Genomic DNA, 16609 nt, shown 5'->3' on the forward strand with positions numbered 1-16609 from the left:
TGTTCGAGGGCGTGCCGACTTATCCGGACGCTGGCCGTTTCTGGAAGATGATCGACGATCACAAGGTCACCGTGTTCTACACCGCGCCGACGGCGATCCGCTCGTTGATCAAGGCGGCCGAAGCCGACGACAAGGTCCACCCGAAGAGCTACGACCTGTCGAGCCTGCGCATCATCGGCACGGTCGGCGAGCCGATCAATCCGGAAGCGTGGATGTGGTACCACAAGCACGTCGGCCACGAGCGCTGCCCGATCGTCGACACGTGGTGGCAGACCGAAACCGGCGGCCACATGATCACGCCGCTGCCGGGCGCCACGCCGACCGTGCCGGGCTCGTGCACGCTGCCGCTGCCGGGCATCACGGCCGCGGTGGTCGACGAGACGGGCCAGGACGTGCCGAACGGGCAAGGCGGGATTCTCGTCGTCAAGCGGCCGTGGCCGGCGATGATCCGCACGATCTGGGGCGACCCGGAGCGCTTCAAGAAGAGCTATTACCCGGAGGAACTCGGCGGGCGGCTATATCTCGCCGGCGACGGCACGGTGCGCGACAAGGAGAGCGGCTACTTCACGATCATGGGCCGGATCGACGACGTGCTGAACGTGTCGGGCCACCGGCTGGGCACGATGGAGATCGAGTCGGCGCTGGTGTCGCACGAACTGGTAGCCGAGGCGGCGGTGGTGGGCCGTCCGGACGACACGACGGGCGAGGCGGTCGTGGCGTTCGTCGTGCTGAAGCGTTCGCGCCCGGAAGGCGACGAAGCCGCGGCGCTCGCGAAGACGTTGCGCGACTGGGTCGGCAAGCAGATCGGGCCGATCGCCAAGCCGAAGGACATCCGCTTCGGCGACAACCTGCCGAAGACCCGCTCGGGCAAGATCATGCGGCGCCTGTTGCGCTCGCTCGCGAAGGGCGAGGCGATCACGCAGGATACGTCCACGCTCGAGAATCCGGCCATCCTCGAGCAGCTCACCGAAGTGCGCTGAGCATCCGGTTGCGCGTCACGCGCACGAGCCCCTGCGCGGCAATCCCGATTGCCCGCGCAGGGGCTTTTTGCTACATAACGGCATGACCGTTCCGACCCGTTCGGCGCCTGCTGCGCCACCCCCCGTTCCCGAGCCGCTCGCGCGGGCGCACGCACGCTACTGGCGCTTCAACGTCGCGCTGATCGCGGTGCTGATGGTGATCGGCTTCACGGTGTCGTTCATCGTGCCGTTCTTCGGGCCCGCGCTCGCCGGCGTTCGCTTCGCCGGCTTCAGCCTGCCGTTCTATGTCGGCGCGCAGGGCGCGATTCTCGTGTACCTCGTGCTGATCGTCGTCTACATCGGGCTGATGCAGCGCGCGGACCGCACGCTGCGCCGCGCGTACGACGAGCATGCGGCACGCGCCGGCCACGCGAACGGCGGCGCTGATTCATGCTGACGCATCGACTGATACGCGCGTACGCGCTCTACACCCTCGGGTTCCTCGGATTCGTGCTGCTGATGTGGCGGATCGAGCGCGCGATGGGCTCGGGCGTGTGGATCGGCTACGTGTTCCTGTTCGTGCCGATCGCCGTGTACGCGGTGATCGGGTTGTTGTCGCGCACGTCCGATCTCGTCGAGTACTACGTGGCCGGGCGGCGCGTGCCGTCCGCGTTCAACGGGATGGCGACCGCGGCCGACTGGCTGTCGGCCGCGTCGTTCATCGGCCTGGCCGGCTCGCTCTACGCGACCGGTTACGACGCGCTCGCTTACGTGATGGGGTGGACGGGCGGGTTCTGCCTCGTCGCGTTCCTGCTCGCGCCGTACGTGCGCAAGCTCGCGCGTTACACGATTCCCGATTTTCTCGGCACGCGCTTTTCGAGTACGGCCGTGCGCGCGCTCGCCGCCGGCGCGGCGATCCTGTGCTCGTTCGTCTATCTGGTCGCGCAGATCCAGGGGATCGGCCTGATCGCGACGCGCTTCATCGGCGTCGATTTCGCGATCGGCATCTTCTGCGGGCTCGCGGGCATTCTCGTGTGCTCGTTTCTCGGCGGGATGCGGGCGGTCACGTGGACGCAGGTCGCGCAGTACATCATCCTGATCAGCGCGATCCTGATTCCGGTGTCGCTGATCGCGATGAAGAATGGACTCGGCCCCGTGCCGCAGTTCAATTACGGCAAGCTGATGGAGCGTGTCGCGGCGCTCGAGGCACAGGTGCGCGACGCGCGCGACGAGCAGCAGGTGCGCGATGCGTACCGCCGGCAAGCCGCGGATATCCAGACGCGGCTCGACCGGTTGCCGGCGTCCCATGCGGACGCGCGCCGGCATCTCGTCGACCAGCTTGCGGACCTGCGGCGTCACAACGGGCCGCTGCGCGAGATCAGCCAGCGCGAGCGCGAACTGGCCGATTTCCCGCGCGATCCGGCGGCGGCGCGGGTGGCGTGGACGCAGGCGCGTGACGAGCTGCTCGCGCGTGCCGAGCCGCCCGTGCCGATGCACGAGCCGTTTCCGGCCGCGAGCGAAGACGAACGCAAGCCGCGCGAGCGGAATTTTCTCGCGCTGCTGCTGTGCCTGTCGCTCGGCACCGCGAGCCTGCCGCACATCCTGACGCGCTACAACACGACCACGTCGGTCGCGTCCGCACGGCGCTCCGTCGGCTGGACGCTGTTCTTCATCGCGCTGTTCTACCTGAGCGTGCCGGTGCTCGCGGTGCTGATCAAGTACGAGATCCTCGCGAATCTCGTCGGGCGGCCGTTCGCCGAATTGCCGGCGTGGGTCACGCAATGGCATCACTTCGAACCCGACCTGATCAGCGTCGTCGAGGTGATTCGCGACGGCATCGTCCACTGGTCGGAAATCCAGATGCAGCCGGACATGGTCGTGCTGGCCGCGCCGGAGATCGCGGGGCTGCCGTACGTGGTGTCGGGGTTGATCGCGGCCGGTGCGCTGGCCGCGGCGTTGTCGACCGCGGACGGGCTGCTGCTGACGATCGCGAACGCGCTGTCGCACGACGTCTATTACTGCATGGTCGCGCCCGATGCCACGAGCCAGCGGCGCGTGACGATCTCGAAGGTGCTGCTGCTGGGGGTGGCGCTGTTCGCGTCGTATGTCGCGTCGCTCAATACCGGGAAGATCCTGTTTCTCGTCGGCGCCGCGTTTTCGCTGGCGGCGTCGAGCTTCTTTCCGGTGCTGGTGCTGGGCGTGTTCTGGAAGCGCACGACGACGCGTGGCGCGATTGCCGGGATGGTGACGGGGTTGGCCGTGTGTGTGTACTACATCGTGTCGACTTATCCGTTCTTCACGCAACTGACCGGGTTCGCCGGGCGCGCGTGGTTCGGGATCGAGCCGATCAGCTCAGGCGTGTTCGGCGTGCCGGCGGGGTTCGCGGTGGCGATCGTGGTGAGCCTGTGCGACAAGCGGCCGGATGAGTACACGCGGGCGCTGGTGGATTACATTCGGCATCCGTGAGTGCGGGGACGGGCGGAGGTGGGACGGGTCGGCGCCCCAAATGAAAAGCCCCTTGATGTATCGGGAAATCAAGGGGCTTCGTGCATTCTGGCGGAGAGAGGAGATTCGCCCACACAAGCGCGGGCCGCGGATACGCTTGCAAGCGAATCCCTTCGAATCCCCCGCGCAAGCCGAACCATCGGCTTGCTTTTCTCCGGAAACGAAAATGCCCGCTGGCGCGGGCATCGAATACTGGCGGAGAGAGGGGGATTCGAACCCCCGATAGGCTTACACCTATACACGCTTTCCAGGCGTGCGACTTAAACCACTCATCCATCTCTCCGGAAGACCGAGAGTATAGCAAACTCTGGCGGCGGCCCGCCACTCCCTTCCTCGCCCTTGGGAAATCTGTCGTCATCGACAGTCACACCGAGCGCGGGGCGCCCTACGGCGCCTAGCCCGCATTGCACGTGGTGTCCGGTGCGACTCGAGACAACTGGGTACCGTTCACGGACGGCAGCGCACAACCCCGAGCGGGCGTCGGGACGGACATACAATCATGTGAAGTCCGCATTCGCCGTAACAAACCGTACGTACCGGTTGCGGCCTGCCGGGCCGATCATGATGACGATGCCGACCGTCCGCGCCGCTATCTTTAAAAGGAACGCCACGCCATGTCGCTCTCCACCTTGCTCGCCTTTGCGCTGATCCTGTCCGTCGGTGTCGCGACGCCTGGCCCGACGGTATTGCTCGCAATGAGCAACGGTTCGCGGTACGGATTACGTCACGCGATGGTCGGCATGCTCGGCGCCGTCACCGCCGACGTCGTGCTCGTCGCGCTGGTCGGGTTCGGCCTCGGCGTGTTGCTCGACGCGTCGGAAGCGGCGTTCGTGACGCTGAAGCTGCTCGGTGCGGCGTGGCTCGCCTACGTGGGCATCCGGATGCTGATGTCGAGCGGCGGGGTCTCGGCTGCGCAGCCACGCGTGCCCGCGACGCCCGATCGTCGGAGCGCCTTTCTGAAGAGCTTCTTCGTTGCGATGAGCAACCCGAAGTACTACCTGTTCATGTCCGCGCTGCTGCCGCAGTTCGTAGATCGGTCGCATGCCATCGCGCCGCAGTACGCGATTCTCGCGGCGACGATCGTTGCGATCGACGTCATCGGAATGACCGGTTACGCGCTGCTCGGCGTGCATTCGGTTCGCGTATGGAGGGCCGCGGGGGAGAAGTGGCTGAACCGGGTCAGCGGGGCGCTGCTGCTGATGCTCGCGGGGTATGTTGCGCTGTATCGCAAGGCCGCGCATTGACGCGGTGATGGAGCGGGGAAGCGGCGTAGCGTCGTGCCATCTGGACGAAATGACGCGGGCAGGCGATCGGCATTTCAGCGCGACGTTCGTCGGTATCGACGGACGATGGGATTTCACGATTCGTGACTTAGCGGTGCCGTTCGTCCGGCCGGTATTGGGGACGCGGCACGTACGGGAACGACACTGGGACGACGATCGAGGGGCCACGGGATGGGGATCGGCCTGTTTCGAAAGAATGTGAATTGTTGAGCCCGTTGGGCGCTTTGCAAAAAGGATTCTAAATCCCGTCAAAAAGCCGTCATCAACCTGACAAATTTGCTATGCTCGCCGAAAACCAGACGGGCGGCACTCCCAGGACGGATCAGCGGGCGTGATTGCTCGCCGAACAACGAAGTCAAACAAAATCCTGAGAGTCACGCTGTGAATCCAGCCGAATTGCTACGCGCATTTGCGTCGGGGGTGGTCGATCAGAACAATCGGCCGGTGCGCATGAACTGGGGGCCTGCCCAGAAAACGCTCGAGCAAGTGCTTGCGCTTCAGTATGCCGATATCCGCGAAGGGTTGATGACGGGTATCGAGGGGCATCTGACCTGCGTGTCTGCACGGACCGATCTTCCGATCCGCAGCTTCATCGGGCTGCCGGTCTCCGTCGAGATGACGACCGATCGCGGGCGTCTCCATACCATCAACGGCATTGTCACCGACGTTCGCACCGGACAATCGGACGGTTCACTCACCTGCTACCAGTTGACGATTCGCGACGTTTTGTCCGTGATGGAGCGGCGGACCAATTCGCGGTTGTTTCGGTCCAAGAGTCTGCCCGACATCCTTGGGGTGCTGCTTCAGGAATGGCGCCAGCGCAGCTCGGCGCTCGCGGGCGCATTCGAGTTCGACCTGTCCGGTCTGCAAGCCGAGCGTTACCCCGCGCGTGAACTCACGCGGCAGGTCAACGAGTCGGACGCGCACTTCATCCGGCGGCTGTTGCGACGGGAGGGGGCGACCGTATTCGTCAAGGCGGGCAAGGCCGGCGAACGGGCGAGCGGCAATGCGCACGACACGCCGGTTCATACGCTTGTCTTTGCCGATGACTCGATGAAGTTGCCGGAGACGGTCGCGGGCACCATCCGCTACCACCGCGACGCCGCCACCGAAGAGCGCGACTCGATCACGCTGTGGGCGACGAGCCGCCGATTGATCCCGGGCAAGATCGTCCGGCCGACGTGGGACTACAAGAGCGGCCGGATGTCGCAAACCGAGCAGGCGACGATCGTCGATCAGGGCGACGGCGGCAACGACCTCGGGCATTTGCTGGCCGACGTCGTCATCGATATCCCGCATGTCGGGGATTCGTCGTCCGATCTCGACCGGATCGGCAAGGACCGGATGCTGGCGCATGAACTGCATGCCGAATCCGTCGACGGCGTGAGCAATGTGCGCGATCTGGCCGTCGGTCACTGGTTTGCGCTCGCGGAGCATCCGCAACTCGACATGTTGCCGGCAGAACAGCGGCAGTTTGTCGTCACGTCGCTCCATCATTGCGTGCGGAATAACCTGCCCAAGGAACTGAACGAGCGCGCGCAATCGCTGTTCGCTGCAAGCCGCGTACTGTTCAATGCGGTGCCGGCCGACGTGAGCGGCAAGCCGGGCGACGAAAGCGACAGGCGTTACGAGAACACGTTCTCGTGTGTGCGGCGCGGCGTGCCGCTGACGCCGGCCTACGATCCTCACGTCGACCTGCCGCCCGTGCATCCGATGACGGCGGTCGTCGTTGGGCCGCAGGGCGAGGAGGTGTTCTGCGATGAAATGGGCCGCATCCGTGTGCGGATCCAGGGGTTGAGCGCGGACGATCATGCGCACGCGCAGGGAGCCGGCACGAGCGGTACGCCGTCCGATAGTGCGCCGGTGCGCGTCGCCTGCGCGCTCGCCGGGCCGAGTTTCGGCGCGAATACGTTGCCGCGTGTCGGCATGGAGGTACTGATCGGTCATATCGGTGGCGATCCGGACCGGCTGGTCGTGATGGGCGTGTTGGCCAACGGGCCGAACATGCCGGCGACCTTCAGCCATACCGGCGCGCTGCCGGGCAACCGCTACCTGTCGGGCACGAAGACGAAGGAAATCAAGGGGCAGCGGTACAACCAGATCCGCTTCGACGATACGCCCGGGCAGATCAGCAGCCAGTTGGCGAGCGAGCATGCGTACAGTCAACTGAACCTCGGCTATCTGACGCAGCCGCGCGACAACGGGCAGGGTACGGCTCGCGGCGAAGGTGCCGAGTTACGCAGCGATGCAAACGTGGCGATTCGCAGCGGCAAGGCGATGCTGATTTCGGCCTGGGAGCGGCTTCGCGCGAGCGACGGTCACCTCGCGCGGGACGAGTATCTGCAACTGATGCAGGAATGCGTCGAACTGTTCAAGAGTCTCGGCGACTATGCGGGCCAGCATCAGGGTGTTGCGCCGGATACGCAGCCGCACGATGCGCTCATGACCACGGTGAAAAGCTGGCCGAATGGCGAGTCGTCCGGCGACGGTGAGTCGTCAGGCGCGTCGATGGCCGCGATCGGCATTACCGCGCCGGCCGGCATTAGCATGGCGACGCCCAAGACCGTGACGACCCATGCGGGCGGCAACGTCGATGTCGTCGCGCAGAACCACCTGCAGTACACGAGCGGGCAGCGGATCAATCTGCAGGCCGGGCATGGTATCGCGATGTTCGCCCACAGCGAGGGCGTGTCGGCGATCGCCAACCAGGGGAAGGTGGCGCTGCAGAGCCAGAACGACGACACGCAGATCGACTCGGCGAAGAACATCCAGATGACGGCGGCCGGCGGCAAGCTCGCGGGTATGGCCAGCGAGCAGGTCGTGTTCGTGACGTCGGGCGGCGCGTACCTGAAGCTGCAGGGCGGGGATATCGAGCTCGGGTGTCCGGGGAGGTTTACCGTCAAGTCCGCGTCCCATACCTGGGCTGGGCCGGCGAGCATGAGCACTGATTTTCCGAAGTTCGACCAAGGCTCGCTGGGGCGGGTGCCGAAGCTGGTCCGGGCCACTGACGGGCAGCCGGTCGAGGGCATGGAAGCCGAGGTGCGAAAGGCGTCGGGCGAATTGATCAAGGGGAAGACCGACGCGCAAGGCAAACTGACGCCGGTCAGCAGCGATCAATTCGAACAATTGGCGGTTCGCTTCTTCAAGTCGAGAACCTGAGTTGAGTCTTCCAGAAAAACAACATGTTCAACTACAACTTTGCACAGAACCCGGGCGGGCAATCGTCGACGGACGACCCGTCGCAGACTTCGGTGGGCGGTGGAGTGGGGACGACGCTGTTCAACCGCAACGACCTCGAATGCGTGATGCAGATGCCGCTGCCGGGCGTCGTTATTTTCGTGCACGGGGTGAATTCGGAAGGGGAATGGTTCAAGGAGGCCGAGAAAGGGTTGTGTGCCGGATTGAACCGGCGCATGGGGCGTTATGACGATCAGCTGTTCCATTGGGGGCCGGTGGCCGGGCAGATGACGCCGGTCAGCTATATCGAAAGCCTGACGCCAGACGGTTTCCTGAATCCGGACATGTCGTCGAAGACGTACATCAAGCCCGATCCGTCCTTTTCGCCCGTCATCCACTTTCGGTGGGGCTATGCCGCGAACGCGGAGGAGCTGAAGCTGTATGGCGACAAGATCATGCTCAACGAGAAGAATTACTGGGGCGGTGGCCCGTTCGCGGGTGGGTGTACGAGTCTGCCGGATCTGTGGAACGACGGGTTGAACGATCGGCTTTTTCTGTGGCTGACCGTTCAGCACATGAACGGCATCGGCAATCGAAAAATCTACTCCACCCCACCACGCACTTATGGCGTGCTTGGCGCACTGCGGCTGGCACGCCTGGTCGAATCGATCCGCAAGCGACAGGCCGACGCGCCGATTACGATCGTGTGCCACAGCCAGGGAAACATGATCGGTCTCGCCGCAGCGTTTCTCGGTGACCGGTTGCCAGAGGTGACGGATCAATGGGGCAAGAAAGGGCGCTGCGTCGCAGACACCTATGTTCTCGCCAATCCCCCGTACAGTCTCGTCGAGGCCAACATGACCGACTCGTGGGCCCAGCGCGGGGTGCGCGACAAGAACGGGCACGTGGGGCGCGAGACCTATGTCGCGCGCAAGGAAACGCTGAGGGAGTATTTCGATATCCTGCGTGCTCGGGCCGATCTTGAGATGCCCGCGGAGGATCTCGATCGGGCAATGGAAAACGCAAGACCGTCGAAGAACGGGGGCAAACCGTATAGCGCAGCCAAGGACCGGGAGGCGCACGGGCTGTCTCAGAAAAACACCTACGGGCGAGTGACGCTGTACTGCTGCCCGCATGATCAGGTCATTTCGGCCTTGACCGTTCAGGGAATCGGCTGGCGCGGAATGAGTGTCGACGAAATCAGTGCGACGAACGCGTGGGGCGTTTTTTCGCAACGTGTGTTTGCATCGAATTTCCAGGTCGGTGGTGAAAATACGCTGTACCGGTATTGGAAAGATGACTGGCGCAAGGGTAAGAACGAAACTGAGGGTTTTTGGTATCCGCCGTCACCGCCCGCGCGGTATGGTCTTGGTCGAGGTATGCATTCCAATGAAGGGCTGTTCACGAAATTCATCACGCTTGTCACCAGCCCGGCCCTCTATCTGTTTAATTTGATCGACATGAAGGTCAATGCCGATCCACCAAAAGACTGGGAAATCCCGATCACGGCACCGATGCTCGACGAGGAAACGCGCTTCCTCCCGAAGGCATTTCGCTACGACAAACCATCGGGCGCTTGCGATGCGCAAGGGAAACCGATCGAGGAGGGGAGCTTCAACGAAGGCTATGATCCCCCGTCGGCTGGGCGTGATGCCAAGAAGGAGAACAAGCGCGATGACGATCCGTATGACAACTTCGACGCGAAGTCGGAAAAATTCAAGACTGAGGGTGATGCGCTGAAAGCGCAGGGGGATGCTGCGTCTGAGGCTGCGCAGCGGTATGAGGATCATTCGATTCTTCGCATGGAAGCGCGGAGATCGGGAAATCGCCGCTGGGTCGATAAGGAAGCAAATGTGATCGGAGAGGACAATCCGGAGGCAGCGAGTGCTGACTATACCGAATGGCGGAACAACGAGATTTTTCAGATTCTGAATGGTGGGGACAAGAATAATCCCACGAACCATTCGACCATCATGACCAACAAGGATCATGCTGAAAAGGCATTGGCTTATGATGTGGCAATTGGGCTTTGCTATCTGACTGAAGATGATTTCAGGTATCTCAGAGTTCAAGCTGATTGGAGGTTTGCCAGTGATTCCAAGAAGGGCGATCCTAATTTTGATCTGATGGATTATATAAATACCGGCAAGCATGGCGATTTGTTTTTGCCTGATTGGGTGAAAAGGGACGGAAATGCCGCGATGCCGAGGAAAATACATGACGAGCGAGACGGCGGATTTTTCCTGAGGCTGGGAGGTATTTTATGAGGGCGGTCATTGCCACCTGGCCGCGTCGAGTCGGAGTTGCGAGCCTCGCGTTGTTTTTTGCTTTAGGGGCATCGTTTTTGATATTGATTTCGTCTGGCAAGCCGGCGGGAGAGTTATTGAGTATGGGTAATCTGATGAAACGATTGGTGCTGGTCCCTGGGCTCGTGGCAATCATGGTATTTGCGTTCGCAACAGTGATTGCAGCCTCACGCCCAGTTGCTGCCTCATCGATCGATAAGGCGGTCCCGATAGCTGGGGCCAGTTCATCCAAGCCTTTCGTTGCCCAGGTTGTAGGGCTCGGATGGATGAATCCCCTCCAACGCAGGGACTATCCTACCGAGTGGCAAATATTGTGGACGCTTGGTTTGGTCAAGCCAAATGTCAACGATGATATGGTTCGAACGAACCCGAAGAAATATTCGACGTTGCAGGCAATTTCCATTGTCGCCGATGGTAACGGGGGGGGTGAATCTTTTGCCGGATTTTATGAAAAGTATATCGATAAATTATTGTTGCTTTTCCGGGTTCCATATTTTACGAATGAAGATTATTTTTATACCGTGGGCTCGGATGAAAAAAGGAGGTGGCGTGAGTTGGCAGGCGTGCACGTAGAGTTGGCTATTCCTTCTGGGCGAATTGAACCTGTATCGGCTGCGTCATATCTGCGTAACCGCATTGTCAATATATTCGAAATCGGCAATCCGTCTGCAAAAAATCTATGGAGCCGCGACATTCCACCCGATGTGCACGTGACGACGGGCCACGGCAATGCCGGCTTCACATCGCTGAACGCCGCGCTGGACTATCTGGCTACGCATCCGGACAAGAGCGCATGGGTGATGAACTGGGACGCGCCGAGCTTTCCGCCGAACGACGAACAGATCAATGAGAACATGGTGGTGCTATTCCTTGCCGGCCCGGATCTGAAAACCGAGCGCGAACCGCTGGCGTGGATCGGTAAAGCCGCACGAAGCAACATCCAGGACTTCGAGGCAAAGCAAGGCGCGAGCCGCGCTGTGCAGGCATGGAAGTCGACGATCGATACAGCGGCGAGTAATGCGGGTGTGCCGGTGTCGTCGGTGAATTACATCGTGCACGACGCGGGCAAGGGCAGCGATGCTGCATCGACACGAATTGCCTCACTGTCGCAGACGCTGACGGAAGTACTGCCGGAATACGATTTCCGTACGCAGACCTTCAATACATCGGCACTACTCGGTGACATGGGCGCCGGCGCGGCACTGACCGATGTGGTGCTGGCGATCGGCCGCGCGAATCACCTCGGTGGAAATGTGCTCGTAGCCGGAACGACCGAAACCGAGCACCCGACAGCGGTGATGGTGGTCGCGCCTTCGAAACTGACGCCGATCGATGCAAGTAGGAACTGGTTTCGCGCACGCGGTGGAAACAACGCCTATCTGCCTTGGTGGGGACGTCGTCACGATGCGAGCCCTACGACTCAAGGCTATTCAAAATGAGGAGCGCGCATGCGCGGCATCATTCGAGTCGGCGACGCAACGAGCCACGGCGGTCAGGTCGTGACCGGCAGCGCGGTCAGCGAAGTGATGGGGCGGCCGGTGGCGCGGCTCGGTGATACGTGCGTCTGTCCGATCGCGGGCCATCAGGCCTGCTTTATCGCCGAAGGGGATCCGCAGGTCATCGTCGACGGAAAACCCGCCGCGTTCGATGGTCACAAGACCTCGTGTGGCGCGACGCTGATTTCGAGTCTGGCGTCGTCCGGACGGGAATGAATTGCCGGACCGGCGCTCGGGGGGGCCGGTTCGATCAGGAATATTCATGCACTGCTTCACACTTGCGAGACGCATCGGGTGCGTCTCGATCGTCATGGCGACACTCTTGTCGGGCCCGCCGTTGCGGGCCGAGACGAGCACCACATCGGCGCAATCTGTCGAAGGTGCGTCTGCCGCGCCGTTTGTTGCGCAAGTTGTCGGGCTTGAATGGCTCAATCCGCTGCAGCGTCGTGACTATCCGACGGAGTGGCAGTTGCTTTGGACGCTCGGCTCGGTCAAGCCAAATAGAAACGACGATATGGTTCGGACAAATCCGAAGAAATATTCGACGTTGCAGGCGATTTCTATCGTAGCTGACGGGCAGTGGGGTAGTGAGACGTTCGTTGGCTTTTACAAGAAATATGTTCGAAAATTGCTGGTGCTTTTTCGTACGCGATACGTGACGAATTCAGATTATTTTTATACGATAAAGTCTGACAACAAAAATGAATGGCGTGAATTGGCAGGTATTCACGTCGAACTCGCCATTCCGAAGGGGCGGCTGGATCCAGTGCTCGCCGGCTCATTTTTGCGTGACGAAATGACCAACGCTTATGAGATTGGAAATCCGTCCGCTAAAAATTTATGGAGCCACGATACACCGCCGGACGTGCACGTGACATCGGGACAGGAGAATGCCGGCTTCACGTCGCTGAACTCGGCACTGGACTATCTTGCGTCGCACCCCGACAAAAGCGTGTGGGTAATGAACTGGGACGCACCGAGCTTCCCGCCGAAGGACGAACAGATCAACGAGAACATGGTGGTGCTGTTCCTAGCCGGCCCCGACCTGAAGACCGAGCGCGAACCATTGGCATGGATCGGCAAGGCGGCGCAAGGCAGCGTCAAGGATTTCGACGCGAAGCAGGGCGGGAGCCGCGCGGTGCCGACGTGGAAGTCGACGATCGACGCAGCCGCAGGCAATGCGGGCGTCGCGGTCTCGTCGCTGAACTACGTTATCCACGATGCGGGCAAGGGCAGCGCGGTTGCGTCGGCAAGGGCTGCGTCCCTTTCGCAGGGCCTCGCGGAAGCCGTGCCGGAAAGCGACCTCCGAGGCGAGAGCTTCAACACGTCGGCGTTGCTCGGTGACATGGGCGCCGGGGCGGCGTTGACCGACGTGGCGCTCGCGATCGGCCGCGCAAATCATCTCGGCGGAAACGTGCTCGTGGCGGGGACGACCGACGCCGAGCATCCGACGGCCGTGGTGGTGGTCGCGCCGTCGAAGCTGACACCGATCGATCCCAGCAAGGACTGGTTCCGCGCTCGCGGGGAGAACAACGCGTACTTACCGTGGTGGGGCCGCCATCACGACGCGCGTCCGGCGTCGCAAGGCTATTCGGAGTAGGACGCGACGTAAGGGCTCGCGTTAAGCAATCTGTAACAATCAGCGGAATAGCGAGGGGGTAATTCTTTCAGAATACTTTCCGTTTCTCTTTGCTGATGTACGCTGGGAAATCCCGATTCGCGCTGTATTCACGGCACTGGTCCGGACGTGCTGAAGACAGTCTCAAAATTCCCGCCGTACATATTACAAATAGTATGGAAACTGAAAGAATTCCTTCCCTTGACGCGCCGCCCCGTCCCCCTTTATTGTCCGTCTGCCGCCCGTGAGAGAGCACGACGGCAACCGCGCGAGCGCACCTCGCGCGCACGACAACACGTAGCAAAAAGCAGAAAAGGAAACGTGGTAGCCACATGAAGCCGCTATTCGACGACAACAAATCCGATGCGGTCAGCGCTCGTCCTTCCACTCCGTCCTTGTCGCCCGTCGCCGTGCCAGCCGCCGTCGCCCACGGCGCCAACGCCGTCGTGCCGGCAGCGCAGCCGACGGAATACGCGCGCCTGATCACCGTCGATGAGATCGACCAGCTCGGCGCGACGCAGGGCACGCGGATTGCCGCCTTCTCCCAGCAGATTCTCGCGAGCGTCCGTGCATCGGACGCCGACCAGTTCGGCGACAAGCTCAACGAACTGATCGCGACCGCGAAGGGGCTGGACCCGCGCGGCGCCGACAAGGGCGGCCTGCTCACGCAGGTCACGCGGCTGTTTCGCTCGACCAAGGAGAAGCTGCTGTCGCAATACGAGTCGGTGAGCAAGCGGATGGACACGCTCGTCGTCGAGCTCGAAAACCATGCGCAGCGCCAGAAGGCCGGCATCGACGAGCTCGAGCGGATGTACAACGACAACTACGCGCTGCACCAGGAGCTCGCGCAGTCGAAGGCGCACGGCGAAACGGCGCTCGCGACGCTGCGCGCGCATCTCGCGGCCGGCCAGCAGCCGGCAGACGACGCATTCGCCGCGCAGCGCCTGCTCGACGTGAAGCGCAAGGTCGACGCGCTCGAGAGCAAGCTCGACGACCTCGACCGCGCGATGCTGATGTCGAAGCAGCTCGCGCCGCAGATCCGGATGGAGCAGGACCAGAAACGCACGCTGACGTCGAAGTTCATGACGATCAAGACCGTGCTGATCCCCGCGTGGACCAACGCGTTCGCGCTCTATCTCGAGCAGCTCAGCACGAAGCGCGCGGCGGCGCTCGCGAACGCGACGTACGACGCGGCCGACGAAGCGATCCGCGCGCAGGCCGACCTGAATCGCCAGAACGCGCAGGAAGTCGCGAAGCTCGGCCAGCGTCCGGTGATCTCGACCGACACGTTCGAATACGCGCAGCAGCAACTGTTCGGCGCGTTCGACGACGTCACGCAGATCATCGCCGACGGCCGCCGCCAGCGCGAGCTGGACGCGCCGCGTCTGCGCCAGCTCGAACAGGACCTGATCACCCGATTCGCTCCGAAGCACAACTAAGAGAACTGAGAGAACACCGCATGATTACGCTTGAGAAACGCGCGGCGAAGGTCGCGATCGTCCTCGAAAAACGTCAGATCCTGAAGCCGCCCGTCGTGCGCGTCGGCGCGGCGCTCGACATCTCGGGCTCCGCGAAGCCGCTGTACCAGTCGGGCGTGATCCAGGAGACGCACGACCGGATTCTCGGCATCGCACTGAAGTTCGACGACAACGGCGAAGTCGACACGTGGACCTTCACCGAAGGCTACGACCGCCTGCCGACCGCGACGCCGGACAACTACGGCTCGTACATTTCCGACCATGTGCTCAACGCGCGGATCGACAAGTGGGGCGGCACGCAGTACGCGCCGGTGATGAACGACATCGTCGACTTCTTCTTCCGCGCGCCGGAGCCGAAGCGCGAGGAAAAGCGCGGCTTCCTGAGCCGGCTGTTCGGCGGTGCGGACGACACGTCCGCGCCGGCCGCTTCGGCGCCCGTGAACGGCCATCTGCCCGCATGGGTGCTGTTCGTCACCGACGGCCAGAACCCGAAGAACGACCGCAAGCGCGTGCGCCAGTTGCTCACCGAATCGCAGCATTTCCCGCTGTACTGGTCGCTCGTCGGCGTCGGCGATCCGAGCGAATTCGACTTCCTCGCGGAAGTCGCGGACGAAATGCCGAACGTCGGCTTCCTGCATCTCGAATCGCTCGACCTCAGCGACGAACAGATCTACGAACAGCTGATCACGCAGGAATTCTGCGACTGGGTACGCGCGAAGTAAGCGCGTGCCGCCTGCCCATTTTTCTGAACTCGATTACCCCATCATGTTGAAAGACTTCAAGATCCCGTTGTCGCTCACGGCGCTCGCGCTGATCGCGGCCTATCTCCTCGGCGGCGTGAAGGACATGCTGATCGTCGCGGTCCTGTGCGTGCTCGAAATTTCGCTGTCGCTCGACAACGCGGTCGTCAACGCATCGGTGCTCAAGAACTGGTCGGAGAAGTGGCGCAACCGCTTCATGGTGTTCGGCCTGCCGGTCGCGGTGTTCGGCATGCGGCTGGTGTTTCCGCTGCTGATCGTCGCGGTGATCGGCCACATCGGCCTGTGGGACGCGCTGACGCTCGCGATCGAATCGCCGGACAAGTACGCGGCGGTGCTGACGTCCGCGCATCACGAGGTGTCGGCGTTCGGCGGCGCGTTTCTGCTGATGGTGTTCTTCAAGTTCATGCTCGACACCGAGAAGGACGAGCACTGGATCGGCTTCCTCGAAGGTCCGATGCGTCATCTCGGCCGCATCACCGCGCTGGAAGTGGCGCTGACGCTCGCGATCGTGATCGTGGCGTCGTTCTACGTGCCGGCGACCGAGCAGGTCAGCTTCCTGCTCGCGGGCGCGTTCGGCGTGATCGGCTTCGTGATTGCGCACGGGGTGGGCGACCTGGTGGGTGGCGAGGACACGGGCACGCGCGTGGTGCGCGAAGGCGTCGCGGGTTTCATGTATCTGGAAGTGCTCGATTCGTCGTTCAGCTTCGACGGCGTGATCGGCGCGTTCGCGCTGTCGAACAACATCTTCCTGATCGCGCTCGGCCTTGGCGTCGGCGCGGCCTACATCCGGGAGATGACGCTCGTGCTGCTGAAGAAGGGCACGCTCGCGCAGTACCGCTTTCTCGAGCACGGCGCGTTCTGGGCGATCGGCGCGCTCGCGACGATCATGTTCCTGGGCGTGAAGTTCGAGGTGCCCGAGGTCGTCACGGGCCTGATCGGCGCGGCGATGATCGCCGCGGCCGTGTGGTCGTCGATCGTCGTGCAGCGCAAGGAAAACCGCGCCGCGGTGGCGAGCAAGTAAGCGCG

General features: G+C 62.4%; 12 protein-coding genes and 1 tRNA gene. 12 read left to right on the forward strand and 1 reads right to left on the reverse strand.

The window, feature by feature from the left end; genetic code table 11:
- The 3 genes from HWX09_RS15075 to HWX09_RS15085 form a co-directional block, all read left to right on the forward strand.
- Positions 1-980: AMP-binding protein (locus tag HWX09_RS15075; protein ID WP_175888586.1), on the forward strand; the 980-nt coding region annotated here is incomplete at its 5' end.
- A gap of 82 nt (positions 981-1062) precedes the next feature.
- On the forward strand, positions 1063-1416 hold the full coding sequence (locus HWX09_RS15080; RefSeq protein WP_027784939.1) for a DUF4212 domain-containing protein: 354 nt from the start codon (positions 1063-1065) through the stop codon (positions 1414-1416).
- The gene (locus HWX09_RS15085; RefSeq protein WP_027784938.1) at positions 1410-3425 is read left to right on the forward strand and encodes a sodium:solute symporter family protein; all 2016 of its coding nucleotides are present in this window, start codon (positions 1410-1412) and stop codon (positions 3423-3425) included. Before HWX09_RS15080 ends, HWX09_RS15085 begins: the two co-directional genes overlap by 7 nt.
- A 232-nt stretch (positions 3426-3657) precedes the next feature.
- Here HWX09_RS15085 and HWX09_RS15090 read toward each other — a convergent pair.
- Positions 3658-3747: transfer RNA gene (locus HWX09_RS15090), tRNA-Ser, on the reverse strand.
- 331 nt (positions 3748-4078) lie between these two features.
- On the opposite strand from HWX09_RS15090, the gene HWX09_RS15095 reads away from it, so the two are divergent.
- From HWX09_RS15095 to HWX09_RS15135, 9 genes are all read left to right on the forward strand, one after another.
- Positions 4079-4708 (forward strand): LysE family translocator, encoded by a 630-nt coding sequence (locus tag HWX09_RS15095; RefSeq protein ID WP_027784937.1) that lies wholly within the window; start codon positions 4079-4081, stop codon positions 4706-4708.
- A 420-nt stretch (positions 4709-5128) separates the two neighbouring features.
- On the forward strand, positions 5129-7906 hold the full coding sequence (locus HWX09_RS15100) for a type VI secretion system tip protein VgrG (protein ID WP_027784936.1): 2778 nt from the start codon (positions 5129-5131) through the stop codon (positions 7904-7906).
- Positions 7907-7929: 23 nt separating this feature from the next.
- Positions 7930-10191 carry a DUF3274 domain-containing protein gene (locus HWX09_RS15105; protein WP_027784935.1) on the forward strand — a complete coding sequence of 754 codons (2262 nt, stop codon included), beginning with the start codon at positions 7930-7932 and terminating at the stop codon, positions 10189-10191.
- Positions 10188-11669: a virulence factor gene (locus HWX09_RS15110; RefSeq protein WP_175888587.1), complete on the forward strand. Its 1482-nt coding sequence runs from the start codon at positions 10188-10190 to the stop codon at positions 11667-11669. The genes HWX09_RS15105 and HWX09_RS15110 overlap by 4 nt, the downstream gene beginning before the upstream one ends.
- A gap of 9 nt (positions 11670-11678) precedes the next feature.
- Positions 11679-11942, forward strand: a complete 264-nt coding sequence (locus tag HWX09_RS15115) for a PAAR domain-containing protein (RefSeq protein ID WP_027784933.1) — start codon at positions 11679-11681, stop codon at positions 11940-11942.
- Positions 11943-11988: 46 nt separating this feature from the next.
- Positions 11989-13326, forward strand: a complete 1338-nt coding sequence (locus HWX09_RS15120) for a hypothetical protein (protein WP_027784932.1) — start codon at positions 11989-11991, stop codon at positions 13324-13326.
- Positions 13327-13676: 350 nt separating this feature from the next.
- Positions 13677-14783, forward strand: a complete 1107-nt coding sequence (locus HWX09_RS15125; protein WP_027784931.1) for a toxic anion resistance protein — start codon at positions 13677-13679, stop codon at positions 14781-14783.
- A 20-nt stretch (positions 14784-14803) separates the two neighbouring features.
- Positions 14804-15544, forward strand: a complete 741-nt coding sequence (locus HWX09_RS15130) for a VWA domain-containing protein (RefSeq protein ID WP_027784930.1) — start codon at positions 14804-14806, stop codon at positions 15542-15544.
- 43 nt (positions 15545-15587) lie between these two features.
- Entirely contained in the window at positions 15588-16604 is a 1017-nt protein-coding gene (locus HWX09_RS15135) for a DUF475 domain-containing protein (protein WP_027784929.1), read from the forward strand.
- The last annotated feature ends 5 nt before the right edge of the window (positions 16605-16609 follow it).

The organism is Burkholderia sp. BCC1208, assembly GCF_902833095.1.
GTDB lineage: Bacteria > Pseudomonadota > Gammaproteobacteria > Burkholderiales > Burkholderiaceae > Burkholderia.